General features: G+C 65.4%; 1 protein-coding gene and 4 pseudogenes. 4 read left to right on the plus strand and 1 reads right to left on the minus strand.

The features are described 5' to 3' along the window. Nucleotides 1–290 (plus strand): annotated as a pseudogene (locus tag EET03_RS28060) (hypothetical protein); the annotation flags it as partial. A 389-nt stretch (nt 291–679) separates the two neighbouring features. Here the strand turns inward: EET03_RS28060 and EET03_RS28065 are convergent. Further along, nucleotides 680–964 (minus strand): annotated as a pseudogene (locus EET03_RS28065) (integrase catalytic domain-containing protein); the annotation flags it as partial. A 483-nt stretch (nt 965–1447) separates the two neighbouring features. On the opposite strand from EET03_RS28065, the gene EET03_RS28070 reads away from it, so the two are divergent. The 3 genes and pseudogenes from EET03_RS28070 to EET03_RS28115 all read left to right on the plus strand — a co-directional run. After that, entirely contained in the window at nt 1448–1663 is a 216-nt protein-coding gene (locus tag EET03_RS28070; RefSeq protein WP_082274883.1) for a PE family protein, read from the plus strand. 70 nt (nt 1664–1733) lie between these two features. Further along, nucleotides 1734–11312: pseudogene (locus tag EET03_RS32135) on the plus strand (SDR family NAD(P)-dependent oxidoreductase); the annotation flags it as partial. Between the two features lie 90 nt (nt 11313–11402). Further along, nucleotides 11403–18310 (plus strand): annotated as a pseudogene (locus EET03_RS28115) (amino acid adenylation domain-containing protein); the annotation flags it as partial.

Here is an 18310-nt window from a genome sequence, read left to right on the forward strand (position 1 = left end):
CATCCCGGGTGGGGCCCAATATTCGTGACGACACGCTGACCCCACCGCGCAGCGGATCACCGCCCCAGATGGAGCCAAAATTCATGAAGAAAACCGACCCAACTGGGGCCAACTCAGGTGATCACACGCAGGCCGTTTATGTGGGGGTCGGGACGATGGTCGTCAACTACCGAAATCAGCGCGACCGACTCGCCAACGAAGTGTTGATTTTCGACGATGACCTCGTCCGCGAAGGCCATGGGACCTACATGTATCCGGAAAGCGAACGGCCCACAGCAAGTTGGCCCTGAACTCCCGAAGCTGTCCTGAAGTGCAAAGTAGCGTAATGGCGTCATTCGTCGGGCGGGGATGGCGTTGCTGTCTTACAGTTCGGGCTCGTGCACTGGGAGTGGTCGACGGAGGATTTGATCGCGTCGTGAACGTTGATCGGCGATGACCGGCAGCTGGTAGGCAACAAGACCGGCGTGACGCGTCTTGGCTTCGCCTTGGTGCTGAAGTACTTCGAGATTGAGGCACGCTTCCCGGAAGCGATGATTTTCCAGCTGCGGCGGTGACTTACGTGGCCAAGCAGTTGAAGGTCGATCCGGGTGCGGGTGGTGATCGAGTTCCGCAGCAGCGGTGACGGTTTGGTTGTCGAGATGCCCTTGATGCGCATCCTGCCCCGGACCGGTTTGAGGTAGCGGTCCACGGTGGCCGCGCTCATCGCCTTGAGCTCAGCTGATGCCGCCTCGGTGACGAACGGCTTGTCAACATCACCGGCATCGGCCGGCAGTGGCAGCCAGAGGCCCACCATGACCACCAGGTACTTGCCACACGGCATGCCCATCAACACCCACACGTATTCCAGCAGCGCACTGGCGTCGTCGCTGAAGCTCCGCGGCCGCAGCGTGCGCCCGTCGACCTGCTCGGCCGGGTCCGGCAGTTTCCGGCCGGTCAGCATCCGCCGGGCCGTCGAGCGGCCCATCCCCGTGGTGGCCACCACCCGATCCAGAGTTTTACTCTTGTCCGACTTCGATGCCTTGCGGTACTGGGTCCGCAGCCCCGGTAGTTACCTGCCGTCTCGCAGCCATGTCGATCTCGCCCTCCATATCGGGCAAGCCTTCCGGGCCACGCGCTCAAAATTCGGTGAGGCACCACCACCCACCACGCGCTCAAACTTGGTGAGGCACGTCGCTTGCAAGTTCGAATCCTGCTCGGCCAGAACGATTCCGGGGGCCAGGAACGGCATCTGCGGCTGGTCAGGTAGATCACGACACCGCTGGCTGGTCTTGTGGCTCGCATGCGAAATCGGCAGCCGTTGTTTGTTCTGCCCGAATGTGATTCCTGCCCACACCCACGCCAACGGGTGGCTCGGATCGGGGGCGAAAGGCCCTAGTGGACGTGACAGGTTTCCGCAATGATTCTTGCCCTACCGATGAGTCGATGAGGACCAGTAAGGAGGACCGTGATGTCTGCTGTGATCGCGGTGCCGGATCTGATGGACCAGGCGGCAACGGATTTCTCGGCTATTGGTTCGACGCTCAACGCCGCGCACCTGACGGCGGCGGCACCGACCCTTTCCGTGCTGCCTGCTGCCGCCGATGAGGTCTCGTCGATCTCGACCGCGCTCGGCTACGCCGCCTCGACTGCCATCGCCGAACCAGCACCAACCTCCACCGAATAGACCTGCATTGGATAATTTTGCGCGGCATCTCTGCGGTTAAGTCAGAAACACCTCACTGCGGGGGGCAGTCATGTCATTGCTAGTCGAGCGGGTTCGGCAACTGGGGGCGCAGATCCCCGACGCCGCGGCCATCTCCTTTGTGAATGGTCAAGGTCGTGTGACTGAGTCGGTGAGCCGCGCAGGTGTGGTGACCGAGATGGGTGAGGTCGCCGAGTTCTTATGGCAGCGTTGCGGTCTGACGCCTGGTGATCGGGCGTTGCTGGTGTATCCGCCTGGTTTGGACTTCGTGCGCAGCTTGCTGGGGTGCATGGCTGCGGGAGTGATTGCGGTGCCGGTGTATCCGCCGGATCCGTTCAACCCGCAAAAGTCTGTCGATGGCTTTCGGCGGGTAGTGGCTGCCTGTGGCGCCAAAGCGGTGCTGACGAGTCGGCGCTATGCCCATGCTCGCCGGTTGGGCGCGGCCAAATCGTTGGTGACCGCAAACCCGGTTGAGTGGCCCGCCGATCTTTCCTGGCACGTGACTTCGCGGCGAGTCGGTGGCCGCTTACGTTTGGGCTCTTTTCCCGAACCGACGCCGGATTGGGCCCCCGGCCCGGCTACGCCGGCTTTTCTGCAGTACACCTCGGGTTCGACCGGGGATCCCAAAGGTGTCATCGTCACTCATGGCAACCTGGCGCATCAGCTCGATTTCAACCGCCGACGCTTGCGGTTCAGCCTTGACAGTCGAAGCGTCGTCTGGTTGCCGCAGTACCACGATTTGGGGCTCATTGGCGCCATTTTGAGCGCTTTGTACGGCAATGGTGAGCTGGCCATGATGTCACCGCTGAGCTTTCTGCAGCGGCCCGCGCTCTGGTTTGAGGTCATGCACCGGGTGCGCGCCACCCATACCGCGGCCCCCAACTTCGCTTACGAGTTGGCGGTGCGCAAAACCACCCCCCAACAGCGGGCAGGATGGGATCTGAGCTCGCTGCAGATGGTGATGAGCGCTGCCGAACCGGTGCGTGAGGACACCACCCGCCGCTTTTTTGAGGCTTTCGCCATTGCCGGGGTGCGCCGGCAGGCTTACTGCCCTTCCTACGGGCTTGCCGAACACACCATCGGCGTGACCGTGTTCGGGCGCTCGAGCCTGCGGGTGGATCGCTGCCAGCTGGAAACGCAGCGGCTGGTGGTTGCTGCCGATGATCCTGATTCGCAGGTGTTGATGGGCTGCGGCAAGCCGACCGATGACGTGGATGTGCGCATCGTGGACCCTGAGCGCTGTGTGGAATTGGGTGATGGGCAGGTCGGGGAGATCTGGGTGGACTCGCCCAGTAAGGCCGCCGGCTATTGGGGGGCCCCGGAGGCCAGCCGAGCTACCTTCCAAGCTCGCTTGGCTGGGGTGGACGGTGGCCGCGGCTATCTGCGGACCGGGGATCTGGGATTCCTGCGCGAGGGTGAGCTGTATGTGTGCGGGCGTATCAAGGATCTGCTGATTGTGGCGGGTCGCAACATCCATCCACAAGATATCGAAGACAGCCTGCGTGATTGCCATCGCGCGATCAGGCCGGGTGGGATCGCGGCCTTCGGTATCGAGGAAGGTACCAGCGAAGCGGTGGCGGTCCTGGTGGAGGTGCCCCCAGATGCTTCACCGCAGGTGTTGTCGGGCGTGGTTGAGGCAGTGCGGGCGGTGGCGTTGAAAGACCACCAGTTGCGGTGTGCGGTGGTGGTGTTGGGGCCGCCGGGCAGTGTGAGCAAGACCACCAGCGGCAAGGTGCAGCGTTCCCGATGCCGCACCCGCTTACTTGATGGCAGTCTAGAAGCCCAGGCGTTGTTGGTGGATCGTTGCACGGGCGAAGAACTCGGCAGCGCCGTGCCGGTGCACGCGCCCCAAGCGGATTCGCAGGAGGCTGCTGGCCGGTCGGACGTGTCGGTTGGAGGCGGCGAGGCGCGCCGGGCCGAGGAGCTGCTTGTCGCGGTGCGTGAACAGGTGGCTGCGGTCCTGGGGGTCCGTGTTGGCCTTGTCGAGGTTGCCCAGCCGTTGGGGGATCAGGGGCTTAGCTCGGTCGGGATCAGCGAGCTGGCCGCACGGCTGACCCGGGTGGTGGGCCGTGAGGTGTTTGCGGTGGAGGTTTTTGACCATCCCACGGTTTCGGGGTTGGCCAGGATGCTCGCTGCCGGTGGTGGTGGGCGGGTTGGCCCGCCGCAGCCGGTGGGTGGGCGGCGTTATGCGGTGATCGGGGCGGGGTGTGCTGGGGTTGCGGCGGCGTCGCAGCTGATCGAGCAGGGTGCGCGCGAGGTGGTGTTGTTTGAGGCCAGCGACCGTGTTGGCGGCAAGGTGTTATCGCACACCGATACGCGGGGGCGTGTGGTGGAGTTGGGCCAGGCCGGTTTCAATTCGAAATGCCGGCGCAGTCTGCGCATTGCGGAGCGTTTGGGGCTAGCAATGGTTCCCTCGCTCCGGGGTCTTACCGAGTTCCGAACCCACGGCGGTTATCAGGAGCTTGATCTTGATGCTGAGTTGCGTGCGGCCGCCAATTGGAGTCGTCGTGTGTTGGCCGCGGCCGGGATCGAGGGTCCGAGCACGCTGGCGGAGTTGAGCGCCCACCCGGAGCTGGGGTGCGGGATCGCTACCTGGTGTGGCATCCAGGGCTTGCCTGCGGCTCCGCTGGTGTGGCGGCATTGGTGGACCGGTTGTGGCTACGGCCCCCTTGATGACAGCACACCGGTTGCCTATCTGGTGGCGTTGGCGTCGCTAACCGACGGTGTCGTGGAAGGAGGCCAGGCGGGGCTGGTTGGGTTGTGTGTTGAGGGGGGCAATCAGCGGCTGTGGAGCGCTGAGCTGCAACGTCTGCGCGAGACCGGGCGGCTGCGCTGGCGTGCGTCGTGTCCGGTGCGCGTGCTGGACCCCATCGATGGTGCCGTGGTGGTGGAAACCGACGATGAGGTTAGTCGTTTCGATCAGGTGGTGCTGGCCTGCCCGCCTTGGGAGGCCCGTCGGCTGCTACCCGACGACGATGAGCGGGGTGTTCTCTTGGACCGCTTCACCGGCTATGACTACATCGTCACGCTCTTTGAGGCGCAAGGGCTGGATGTGCCCGACGGGTATGGGGTGCTGGCCGAATCCGAGCTGGCCACAAATGGGCGGCCGCTGCAGTTAGTGGGCTTGGGTGGGGACCGCTTTCTGGTCGGCCAATACGGCATCGACGACGACGACGCGGTGTCCATCGATGCCATTCGTGGGTTGACGGCCGCGCTGGGTGGACGGTTCGAGCGCGTCATTCGCCGCGAGCACTGGGGTTGTTCTCCGCGTTTGAGTCCTGCGGATTGGGACGGCGGTGTGGTTGATGGGCTGCAACGTGCCCAGGGTCAACGCGGGATCGTGCTGGTGGGCAGCTATCTGGGCTTCGAGATGGTCGAGCACACCATAAGTCATGCCCAAACCACGGTGGCTCGCTACTGCCGTACCGAAACCGTCGATGCTGAGGAGCCGATCGCGATCGTCTCGATGGCGTGTCGCACACCGGGCGGGATAACAGATCCCGAGGGTTTTTGGGTCCTACTCGATCGGGGTCGTGATGGTATTGGCGGGTTTCCCCAGCGTTGGGATGTTGGGGGTCTTTATGATCCTGATCCTGACGCGGTGGGCAAGACCTACGCCCGTGAGGGCGGTTTCTTGTCTGATGTGGAGTGTTTTGACGCGCAGTTTTTCGGCATCTCAGCGCGTGAGGCTACCGCGATGGATCCCCAGCAGCGGTTGGTGTTGGAGCTGGCCTGGGAGGCGTTGGAGCGTGCCGGCCTGCCCCCGGATCGGCTGGAGGGATCGGTCACCGGGGTGTATCTGGGCGCACAGTCAAGCGATTACGGCCTGGACGGTTCTTCGTTGCGGGACTTGGACGGCTACCGCATCACCGGGCGGACCATCAGTGTGGTCTCGGGGCGGGTGTCGTATGCGTTGGGTTTGCAGGGTCCGGCCATGACTGTGGATACGGCTTGTTCGTCGTCGCTGGTGGCCGTGCATCTAGCGGCGTCGGCGTTGCGTCAGGGCGAGTGTGATCTCGCGTTGGCCGGGGGTGTGCAGGTGATGTGCACCCCAGCAACGTTTGTGGAGTTCAGCCGGCTTCGGGGGTTGGCACCTGATGGGCGGTGTAAAGCGTTTTCGGCTGCTGCTGATGGGGCGGGTTGGTCAGAAGGCGTCGGGCTGGTGGTGCTCAAACGGCTCAGCGATGCCCAGCGTGACGGGGATCGGGTGTTGGCGTCGATCCGTGGTTCAGCGGTCAACCAGGACGGGCGAAGTTTGGGGTTGACCGCACCCAACGGATCCAGCCAGCAGCGCGTCATCCGCGCAGCCCTGCAGGCCAGCGGATTGACACCCGACCATATCGACGCGGTCGAGGCCCACGGCACCGGCACCGCGTTAGGGGATCCGGTCGAGGCCGGCGCGCTCGCGCAGGTGTTCGGGCCGACCCGCGACGCTGAGCGTCCGTTGTGGCTGGGTTCGTCGAAATCGAACATCGGTCACGCTCAGGCCGCCGCCGGGGTGTTGGGCTTGATCAAAATGGTCCTGGCTCTGCAACACGAGCGCTTGCCGAAAACTCTTCATGCGCAGACGCCCAGCGAGCACATCGACTGGGACGCCAGCGGGCTTTCCCTTCTGCAGCAGTCTCAGCCCTGGCCACACGATCGGGCGCACGTGCGTCGTGCGGGGGTATCCAGTTTCGGCATTTCGGGCACCAACGCGCATCTGATCTTGCAGGAGGCCCCCCCGCGACCGGCGGTAGCGCCGGTTGCCGTGGGTAGTCCGTTAGAGGAATCGGTGCTGCGGTTTTGGCCGGTCTCGGCGCGTAGCGCTAGCGCCCTGAGCGCTCAGGCCGATCGGCTGTATCAGCATCTGTGCGCGCACCCGGATCTGGATCTCACTGATCTGGCCTACAGTCTGGCCACCACCCGCAGTCATCATCCGCACCGGGGCGTGATCAGCGTCGCTGGCGTCGACCCGCGCGCGGATCTGTTGGAGGCTCTGGCCGCGCTGCGTGCCCAGCGACCTCATCCGGGCTTGATCCGGCATCATCTGCTTTTGCAGGCCGGCAAAATAGTGTTCGTATTCCCGGGCCAAGGCGGTCAGTACCCGGTCATGGCCGCCGGGCTCTACCACCAGCACCGCGTGTTTGCCCGTGCTCTGGATGAGTGTGATCGGGCGCTGCAACCGTGGACCGGCTGGTCGGTGCGTGATGTCATCTGCCAGCACCCCGAAGCTGCCTCCTTGGAGCGGGTGGATGTGGTCCAGCCGGTGCTGTTTGCGGTGATGGTCGCGCTCGCCGAAGTGCTTGAGAGCTATGGGATTGTGCCCGATGCGGTGGTTGGGCATTCGCAGGGTGAGATCGCTGCCGCGTATGTGGCTGGAGCGCTTTCGCTGGAACAAGCCGCTCAGTTGGTGGCCGTGCGTAGTCGTGCGCTGACGCGTTTGGCCGGTGCTGGGGCGATGGCGTCGGTGCTGCTACCCGTAGAGCAGCTGCGATCGCGGTTGCACCGCTGCGGCGGCGCGGTAAGTATTGCCGCGGTCAACGGCCCCGAACACGCTGTGGTGAGCGGTGATGCTGACGCCGTGGCGGGGTTCATTGACGCCTGTAATGGTGACGGTATCCAGGTCCGCTCTATCGCGGTGAATTACGCGTCTCACTCAACTCAGGTTGAAGCGCTGCGTGAACAACTCCTGCATGAGCTGGCCGACCTGGCGCCACAGCCCGCACGTAGACCGCTGTATTCCACCGTGCAAAGCGTTCTATCGGGTGAGCCTTTGGACACCACCACCATGAACGCCGACTACTGGTATGCCAACCTGCGTGAGCCGGTCCGTTTCCATGACAGTGTGGTAGCGCTGCTCGGCCACGGTGAGCACACGTTTGTCGAGCTGTCGGCGCATCCGGTATTGGCTCCGGCGATCAGCGACACACTGGCTGGTGTGGGCGGGCGGGCCTGCTCGGTGGTGATCACCACGTTGCACCGTGACCGGCCTGATGTGGACAGTCTTACCGCGGCGTTGGCCGCGTTGCACATTCACGGGCATAGCCCGTCCTGGAGGCGTCTTTACCCGCACGCCAACGCTGTGGGTTTGCCGACTTATCCGTTTGAGCGTCGTCGCTATTGGCTGGCCCCCGCCCCGGCTGTCGATGTTAGCGCTGCGGGGTTGGGTGCTGTCGAGCATCCGTTGTTGGGCGCGGTCACCGAGCTGCCCGGTCAAAACCAGGTCATGATCAGCGGAAGGTTGTCGTGCAGCACGCAGGGCTGGCTGACCGGCCACCGGGTCAATAACGGTGTGCAGTTCCCAGCGGCCGGGTTGATCGATGTGGTGTTGGCCGCCGGCGTGTTGGCCGGGTGTGCGGTCATCGAGGAGTTGGTGGTGCATACCGCGCTGCGGCTTTCTGAGCACGCGCCCACGGATGTGCAAATCCTGGTCCAGCCCGCTGATCCTGATGGGCGGCGGGCTTTTGACGTGCACTCCCGAGGCAGTGGGCAGCGGGGTCCGTCGGGGTGGACGTTGCACGCCGGCGGTGTGTTAAGCGCGCAGCAGCCCTTGCCGCCGGCAGCGCTGCCGCGGGCTGCTGTGGAGGCGATCGACACCGACGGTTTCTATGAGCGGTTGGCTGTTCACGGTTTGGACTGCGGCGGACTGTTTCGATCGCTGCGCGGTGTCGGTTATGACCCTGCCCTCCCGGATGTGGTGTGCGCCGAGGTGGAACTGCCCGCCGGCACCGACATCGACGGCTACGGGATCCACCCGGCGTTGCTGGATGCCGCGTTGCAGCCGTTGGCGGTGTTTGACCGCACCGGTGTGGATGCCGAACCTGCGACGTTGCGGGTGCCGGTCTCGTTTACCGGGGTGAGGTTGTTTGCGACGGCGGCCACCCGGTTGTATGTGCAACTCGTGCGCACCGGCGTGGATCGTTACCGGCTGCAGGCGGTTGATCCGGCGGGGGCCGCGGTGATCAGCATCGATTCGCTGAGTGTTCGTGGGTTGCCCAATCCGATAGCCGAGCCCGCCGCGACAGGCGGGCCAGGCGGGGACTTGCTGGAGCTGTCCTGGCTGAGGTTTCCGGAGAACACCTTCGCGCCGCCGCCTGACCCGCCCGTCGCGCCGGGGTGGGTGGTGCTTGGCGATGAGCGTGATCGGCTGCCGGCCGGGCTGCACCACCACCGGGTCTATGCCGATGTGGCCCACCCCGATCTGGGTCAGGCCGATGGGGTGGTGTGGGTGTTGGCGTTGTCTGATCCGCCCAGTGACGCCCAGGTGCTGCCTCGGGTGCATTCGCTGACCCGCAGCGCCTTGGCTGGGTTGCAGGTTTGGCTGGCACGTGCTGACACCGTGAGTACGCCGTTGGTGATCCTGACTCGTCAGGCGGTGCGGGTCAGCGTCTATGACAGCGTTTATGACGAAGCCCCTGATTTGGCTCATGCCGCGCTGTGGGCGTTGGTCCATAGCGCCCAAAATGAGCATCCGGGCCGTATCACGCTGGTGGACATCGATGACAGCGCCGCCTCCAGCGACGTCTTGTTGGCGGTGTTGTCCCAGCGCCCAAATGCCGAGCCTCAGCTGGCTGTGCGCCGCGGGGTGGCCCATGTTCCCCGCGTGGTCCGAACCTCGGCGCTGATACCGCCGCACAGCCCCGCCTGGCAGCTCGCCAGCACCCGTCGGGGGGATTTAGCCAGTCTGGCCTTGGTGGCGACGGATCCGGTGACCGGGTTGGCTGCTGGGCAGATCCGGGTCGCTGTTCGCGCCGCGGGGCTGAATTTCCGTGATGTGGTGGTGGCGTTGGGTGTGATCGCTGAGGATGGGCTGGGTAGGGAGGCAGCGGGGGTGGTCATCGAGACCGCGCCCGGGGTGACGGCGGTTAAGCCTGGCGATGCGGTGATGGGGTTGTTCCCGCACAATGCGTTTGCGCCGACCGCGATTACCGAGCAGCGGATGGTGGTGGGGATCCCGCCGGGATGGTCGTTCGCTCAGGCCGCTTCGGTGCCGGTGGCGTTTTTGACGGCGTATCTGGGTTTGGTCGAGATCGGTGGGCTGGGTGCCGGGCAGCGGGTGCTGATTCATGCCGGTGCTGGGGGGGTGGGGCAGGCCGCTATCCAGATCGCGGCTCATCTGGGTGCTGAGGTTTTCGCTACCGCACATCCCAGCAAACATCATGTGCTGCACAAGCTGGGCGTGGCTGACTCGCATCTGGCGTCCTCACGCAGCCTGGGCTTTTTGGAGGCTTTCCGCCGTGAAACCCGCGGGCGCGGCGTGGATGTGGTGCTCAACAGTCTGGCCGGGGACGTTGTCGATGCTTCGCTGGAGCTGTTAGCCCGGGGTGGGTGTTTTGTTGAGATCGGCAAAACCGACATCCGTGATACCGGCCAGATCGCTGCGGCTCATCCCGGGGTGGCCTATCACGCCTACGACCTGGGTAGTGTGACCCCGGAGCAGCTGCAGCGGGCGTGGAGCGCGCTGAGCGGGCTGTTTGCCGCCGGGGTTTTGCGGCCGCTGCCCACCACCAGCTACGGGCTGGTGCAGGCTGGTCGGGCTTTCCGGCAGATGAGCCAAGCGCGGCATACCGGAAAAATCGTGCTGATCCCGCCGACGGTGTTCGACCCCGACGCGACGGTGTTGATCACCGGGGGCACCGGGATGCTGGGTGGGGTTTTCGCCGAGCATCTGATCACCCACTACGGGGTGGGTCATCTGCTGTTGGTCTCACGGCGCGGGCCGGGGGCGTCGGGTGCGGGCGAATTGCAGCAGCGGCTGACCCAACTGGGCGCCCAGGTCAGCATCGCCGCTTGTGATGTGACCGATCCCGCCGAGGTCAGCGCGTTGCTGGCGGCTATCCCGGCCGGGCATCGGCTGCGTGCGGTCATCCATACCGCCGCGGTGCTCGATGACGCCCTGGTCAGCGACATGACCGGTGCGCAACTGGATGCGGTGTTGGCCGCTAAAGCCGACAGCGCTTGGCATCTGCACCGCCTGACCGCCGAGCTGGACTTGGATGCGTTTATCGTGTTCTCCTCGGCCGCGGGAGTTCTGGGTGGGCCCGGTCAAGCCAACTACGCCGCCGCTAACGCTTTCCTGGACGCGCTGGCTCAGCTGCGTCACCACCATCAGCTCCCGGCCACCAGTTTGGCCTGGGGCTATTGGCAGGCCGCCTCAGCGATGACGGCGGAGGTGGGCTCGATCGAGCGGGCCCGCTTCACCCGCACCGGTATGACCCCGATCACCACCAGCGGTGGCCTGGCCCTCTTCGATGCCGCGCTGACTTGCCAGCAGCCCGCCCTGGTCACGGCCCCGATCAGCGCGCCGGCGTTGGCCCAGCTGGCACGCACCAATGCGTTGCCCGCGATCCTGTCCGCGCTGACCACCACCCTTCGCCACGCCGCCAGCGCCGGCCCCGGCACCCTGACCGCCCGGCTGGCCGGACTGACGCCCGAACAACAACACGCCACGTTGACCGCCCTGGTCACCAGCACCACCGCCACCGTGTTGGCCCACCCCGATCCGGGTGCCCTCGATCCCGACCGGCCGTTTAAAGACCTCGGTATTGATTCGTTGACCGCCCTAGAACTGCGCAACAGCTTGTCGGCGCAAACCGGGCTGGCCCTGCCGGCCACCTCGGTCTTGGACCAGACCACTCCCGCCGCGCTGGCCGCGCACCTCACCGGTCTGCTCACTGCCGCAGCGGCACGACCCAAGTACCAATCAATCGAAACCGCCGGGAGCGCCCCACAGGACCCGATGCCGGCGGGTCGACGTTTACCGCTGACACGGCCGCAGCGCGATGTTTGGTTTGCTCACGAAACGAGCACCATGGATGCGGAGTGGCAGCCCGGCCTGTTCGTGGTCATCGAGGGCATGGTCGATGCCGGTGTGCTCAACGTAGCGATCCGGCGAGCCATGCAAGATGCCGAACCGATGCGGGTCGCTATTTTCCAGGAGGACGGTCAAGTTGTTCAGCAAGTGATGGATTACCCGACCGTCGAGACGGAATTTCACGATCTTCGCCACGAACAGCATCCGGTGCAGGAAGCCCATCGACTTGCATCGGAAATACAAAAGACGCCGATGCTGTTGACTGGCCCATTGTTAAAATTCGCGTTCATGCGGACACAGGTCGATGAATTCTATTTGTTTTTATGCGGCCATCACATCGTGATGGACGGATATAGCATGGGGCTCCTTATTAATCGGATCGCAACTGTCTATTCCGCTGTTGTTCGCGGCGCTTCTATCCCGCCCGCGCTTTTTGGTTCGTTGCAGGACATGGTGGACTGCGAACAAGACTATGAGGCATCCGACGACTACGTGCAGGATCGGGGTTACTGGACTGACAACCTGCCCCAGGAGATCGCTTCGTCTTCATTGTTGCCACCGGCTTCCTCCCAACAGGTGTGGACGGCTTCTTTGCCGGTGCAACTGGATCCTGTCGTCGTGGCGCGGATCCAAGAGGTGTCTTGCAGGTTGGGCGTCAGTCAACAGTCGCTCATCACGGCGGCGTGCGCGCTTTTAATTCACAGCTGGTATGCGGCCGGCTCGGAGATAGTGATCGACTTTCCGGTCAGCAGACGGGTACGTCCGGAATCGCATACGTTTGCTGGAATGGTCGCCGGCTGGGTACCGCTGGTGTTGCAGGCGTCGCCGGAATCTAGCGTTGCCGGTTTTTGGGAGCACGTTGATCAGCGGGTACGACAAGCGATACGCCATCAGAGGTTTCCGGTGCATGCTTTGGAGGGAAGCGCCGGTCTTCGCGCTACCGCGCAGGCGCAAAACCGGGCGTGGATTAATTTTATTCCGTTCACGACTCCTGCACCGTTTCACAATGCTACGGTATCGGCGGCGTACAGCAGCCGTGCCGTTTCGGGGCGTTTTAACTTCGTCTTTGCCAGGGCCGGCGGCCGGCTTTTTTTGAGCACCGAAGGCCGCGGGCCACTATCTGTTTTCGGAGTCGCTGAGTTAGCGAGACGGTTGCAAAGTCTTGTGATGGCGATGACGTCCGACCCGACCCGGCGGCTGTCGTCGATCGATGTGCTGGACGCGCCCGAGCATGCCCGTCTGGATGGGTGGGGTAATCGGGCGGTGTTGACGGGGCGGGCCCCGGCGCCCTTGGTTTCGATTCCGGTGCTGTTCGCCGCGCAGGTGGCGCGCACCCCGGGTGCGGTGGCGGTGACCTTTGAGGGCCGCTCGATGACCTACCGCGAGTTGGAGGAGGCGGCCAACCGGCTGGCGCACCTGTTGGCCGGCCAGGGTGCGGGCCCGGGGCAGTGCGTGGGGCTGCTGTTGGAGCGGTCGGCGCAGGCGATCGTGGCGATTCTGGCGGTGCTCAAAACCGGGGCGGCTTATCTGCCCATCGATGCGGGGTTACCGGCGGCCCGGATCGGGTTCATGCTCGCCGATGCCGCCCCGGTCGCCGCGATCACCACCAACCGGCTGCGCTCGCGGCTAGACGGGTGCGACCTTCTTGTCATCGATGTCGACGACTCCCGCATCCAGGCCTGCCCGGGCACGGGCCTGCCGGGGCCGGCCGCCGAGGATATCGCTTACCTCATCTACACCTCGGGCACCACCGGGGTCCCCAAGGGAGTGGCCGTCACCCACTACAACGTGACCCAGCTGCTGGAGTCACTGCATGCACCGCTGCCCGCGGCGGGGGCGTGGTCGCAGTGGCACTCCTTGGCCTTCGACGTCTCGGTCCAGGAGATCTTCGGTGCGCTGCTGCACGGCGGGCGGCTGGTGGTGGTGCCCGAAGAGGTGGCGGGCTCACCGGACGACTTTCACGCGTTGCTGGTCGCTGAACGGGTCAGGGTGTTAAGTCAGACCCCGTCTGCGCTGGGCATGCTGTCCCCTTCGGGTTTGGAGTCGGTGGCGTTGCTGGTGGCCGGTGAGGTATGTCCGGCCGAGGTGGTGGATCGGTGGGCGCCGGGGCGGGTGATGATCAACGCCTACGGCCCGACCGAGACCACGGTGTATGCGGCGGTGAGTGCGCCGTTGGTGCCGGGGTCGGGTATGCCGCCGATCGGCTCGCCGGTGTCGGGGGCGGCGTTGCTTGTGCTGGATGGCTGGTTGCGCCCGGTGCCGGCGGGGGTGGTCGGTGAGTTGTATGTGGCCGGTTCCGGTGTGGGGTGTGGGTATTGGCGGCGGGCCGGATTGACCGCCTCGCGGTTTGTCGCGTGTCCGTTCGGCGGACCCGGGGCGCGCATGTATCGCAGTGGGGATTTGGTGTGTTGGGGTGCTGATGGGCAGCTGCGCTATGTGGGGCGCGCCGATGAGCAGGTCAAGATCCGCGGGTATCGCATCGAACTCGGTGAAGTCCAGGCAGCATTAAGTGGGCTGGTGGGGGTGAGGCAGGCGGTGGTGATCGCCCGCGAGGACCGCCCCGGGGATAAGCGCCTGGTGGGTTATGTCACCGAGTCGGCCGCCGGGACGGTGGAGACGGCCGCGCTGCGCGCTGCGCTGGCCGAGCGGCTCCCGCGCTACATGGTTCCGGCGGCGGTGGTGGTGCTTGCGGCGCTGCCGCTGACGGTCAACGGCAAACTCGACACCCGCGCCCTGCCGACACCCGAATACCAAGGTGTTGATCGGTATCGCGCCCCGGCCAGCGCGGTCGAGGAGGTCTTGGCCGGCATCTACGCCCGGGTGCTGGATGTGGGGCGGGTTGGGGTTGATGACTCGTTTTTCGAGTTGGGCGGGGACAGCATTTTGTCGATGCAGGTGGTGGCGCTGGCTCGGGTGGCCGGCTTGTTGTTGAGGCCGCGTGATGTTTTCGTTGAGCAGACCGTGGCGCGGCTGGCTCGGGTGGCCGGGGTGGTCGATGGTGGGGGCGGGCCGGTGGATGAGGGTGTCGGGCCGGTGGTGGCTACCCCGATCATGTGCTGGTTGGCAGGTGTGGCCGGCCCGGTTGAGCAGTTCAACCAGACAATGGTGGTGCAGGCCCCCGACGGGGTCAGTGAGGCCGACGTGGTGGTGGTTTTGCAGGCCTTGCTGGATCGGCATGCCATGTTGCGGCTGCGCGCCGACCCAGGCATTGGGGACGGCGCCAGGGAGTGGTTGTTGACGGTGTCCGAGGCCGGCTCGGTGCAAGCGCGCCGGTGCCTCGACGCGGTGGACGCGTTGTCCGAGGCGGCGCTGGTAACGGCTCAGTCGCGGTTGGACCCGGCCGCCGGGGTGATGCTCAGCGCGCTATGGGTGGCCGACAGTGGTCAGCTGGCGTTGATCATTCACCATCTGGCCGTCGACACGGTGTCGTGGCGCATCTTGCTCGAGGATCTCAACATCGCCTGGGCCCAGCATCACAGCGGGCAGCCGATAGCCCTGCCGACAGTCGGAACGTCGTTTGCTCGGTGGGCGTCGCTTTTGGCTGAATACGCACGCACAGCGGCGGTGGTGGCCCAGGCCGAGGCGTGGCGGCAGGTGGCGGCGACCACGGCCGCACTGCCGGCGGTGCAACCTGCGGTGGATACGTTTGCCACCGCCGGGCACTTGTCGATGTCGCTGGATGCCGAGACCACCCGGATGCTGCTCGGTGAGGTGCCCGCGGCGTTTCATGCCGGGGTGCAAGACATTTTGCTGATCGCGCTCGGGTTGGCGGTGGCGGAGTTTTTGGGTACCGGTGGCGCGCCGATCGGCATCGACGTCGAGGGTCACGGGCGCCACGAGGAAGTGGCCCCCGATGTGGACCTGTCACACACGGTGGGATGGTTCACCACCAAATATCCGGTGTCGTTGACCGTCGGTGGGCTGGGCTGGGCGCAAGTGACCGCCGGGCAGGCGGCGGTGGGGGCGGTAGTCAAGGACGCCAAAGAGCAACTGCGCGCCCTGCCCGATCCCCTGAGCTACGGGGTGTTGCGCTACCTGAACGTCGAGGTTGAGCTGGCCGGCCCCGACCCGCCGATCGGGTTTAACTATCTGGGGCGGCTGGGCGCGGCGGCGACCGGCCTTTCCGACGGTTTGTGGCGGATCAGCTGGGAGGGCCTGTCCTTGATCGGCGCGGCCGCGGCCATACCCATGCCGCTGGCGCACACCGTGGAGCTTAACGCCGCCACCGTGGACACCGACACGGGCCCGCAGCTTCACGCCAACTGGACGTGGGCGCCATCGGCGGTTGATCACACCAAGGTCAGCCAGTTGAGCCGGTTGTGGTTTGAGGCACTGGCCGGTATCTGCGCGCATGTGCGCGGTGGTGGGGGTGGGTTGACGCCGTCGGATGTCGCGCTTACCCAGCTGAGCCAGCAGCAGATCCACGAACTTGAGCGGCAATATGCGGATAGCTGACGTTTTGCCGTTGACCCCGTTGCAGCAGGGTCTGCTGTTTCATGCCAGCACCGCGCAGGCCAGCGAGGATGTGTATGCGGTGCAGCTCGACATCGCAGTGACCGGTCCCCTCGACCCCCACCGGCTACGTGACGCGGTGCACACGGTGGTGAACCGGCATCCGAACCTGGCGGCCCGATTCAGCGCACAATTCGACAAGCCGGTGCAGATCATTCCGGCCGATCCCGTGGCGCCTTGGCGCTATGTCGACCTAGACACCGGAGACCCCGACGTCGATATCGACGAGCAGGTCCAGCGGATGTGTGCAGCCGAACGCGCCGAGGTCTGCGATCTGGCCGACCAGCCGGCATTTCGGGTGGCGTTGATCCGCACCGCACCAGATCGGCACCGGTTTGTGCTCACGAATCACCACATCGTGATGGATGGCTGGTCGATGCCCATCCTGCTGCGGGAAATATTTGCCAGTTATTACGGGCAGCGGCTGCCTGCGGCCGGGTCGTATCGCAGCTTTGTGACCTGGCTGGCCGATCGGGACCTTGACGGCGCTTGCGCGGCCTGGCGTGAGGTGTTCGCCGGCTTTGAGGCACCCACATTGGTGGGTCCGCCACGCCGGTTGGGGCTGGGGCGGCGCGGCGTTGCATCGCGTCGGGTGGCTGAGCAAACCACGCGGGCTGTTACCGAGCTAGCCCGCTCGCACCACACCACCGTCAACATCGTGCTGCAGGGCGCCTTCGCGCAGCTGCTGTTCCAGCTGACCGGCCAGCATGATGTCGCCTTCGGCACCGCGGTCTCAGCGCGGCCAAACGAGGTGCCCGGCGCGGAATCGATGGTGGGCCTGTTGATCAACACGGTGCCGGTGCGTGCAAGCATCACCGCGGCAACCACCACCGCAAACCTGCTCGATCAGCTGCAACGCGCCCACACCCACACACTGGAGCACCAGCACCTGGCGTTGAGCGAGATCCACCGCATTACCGGCCACGAACAAATGTTCGACACTTTGTTCGTCTACGAAAACTACCCGATCGACACCAGCGCGTTGGGGGGCGTCAGCGGGTTGGCCATCGCCGACTTCACCATCCGCGAACACAACCACTACCCGCTGACGGTGCTGGCCGCACCGGGCCACGAGCTGGGCCTTCGTGTCGAATTCGACACCGACGTATTCGATGCCGAAATCATCGAGGCGCTGATCGAGCGGTTGCAGAAGGTGTTGGTGGCGATGACCGCCGACCCCACTCGGCGGCTGTCATCGATCGACCTGCTCGACGAGCAGGAACGCATCCACCTGGATGCCGTCGGCAACCGCGCGGTGCTGACCCAGCCCGCACCAGCGGCGGTGTCGATTCCAGCGTTGTTTGCCGCGCAGGTCGCGCGCACCCCGGAGGCGGTGGCGATCAGCTTCCGGGGCCGCTCGATGACCTACCGCGAGTTGGAGGAGGCGGCTAACCGGTTGGCGCACCTGCTGGCCGGCCACGGTGCGGGCCCGGGTGCGTGTGTGGGGTTGCTGGTGGAGCGGTCGGCGCAGGGGATCGTGGCGATGTTGGCGGTGCTGAAAACCGGGGCGACCTACCTGCCCATCGACCCGGTTCTGCCGGCGGCCCGGATCGGGTTCATGCTCGCCGATGCCGCCCCGGTCGCCGCGATCACCACGGCGGGCCTGCGGTCGCGGCTCGACGGGTTCGACCTGCGGGTCATCGATGTCGAGGATCCCCGCATCGACACCTACCCGCACACCGGCCTGTCGGCCCCGGGCGCCGAGGATATCGCTTACCTCATCTACACCTCGGGCACCACCGGTGTCCCCAAGGGGGTGGCCATCACCCACCACAACGTGACCCAGCTGCTGGAGCCGTTGCCCGCCGACGTCGAGCGCGCGGGGGTGTGGTCGCAGTGGCATTCCTATGCGTTTGACGCCTCGGTGTGGGAGATCTTCGGTGCGCTGCTGGGTGGGGGGCGGCTGGTGGTGGTGCCCGAAGAGGGGACCCGCTCACCGGACGACTTCCACGCCCTGTTGGTCGCCGAACAGGTCAGCGTGTTAAGCCAGACCCCCTCTGCGGTGGGGGCGCTATCGCCTGAGGGGTTGGGATCGGTGACGCTGGTGTTGGGCTCTGAGCTCTGCCCCGCCGAGGTGGTGGATCGGTGGGCGCCGGGGCGGGTGGTGATCAACACCTACGGCCCGACCGAGACGACGATGTGGGCGGCGGCCAGTACGCCGTTGGTGGCGGGGTCCGGGGTGCCGCCGATCGGCTCGCCGATCTCGGGGGCAGCGTTTTTTGTGCTGGATGGCTGGTTGCGCCCCGTGCCGGTCGGGGTGGTGGGGGAGTTGTATGTGGCCGGTGCCGGTGTGGGCGTTGGGTATTGGCGGCGGGCGGGGT

The sequence above is a fragment of the Mycobacterium innocens genome (assembly GCF_900566055.1).
Lineage (GTDB): Bacteria > Actinomycetota > Actinomycetes > Mycobacteriales > Mycobacteriaceae > Mycobacterium > Mycobacterium innocens.

What these genes read in the sequence shown, in the direction of transcription:
- EET03_RS28070 (WP_082274883.1), top strand. Translation starts at nt 1,448, where the DNA reads ATGTCTGCTGTGATCGCGGTGCCGGATCTGATGGACCAGGCGGCAACG.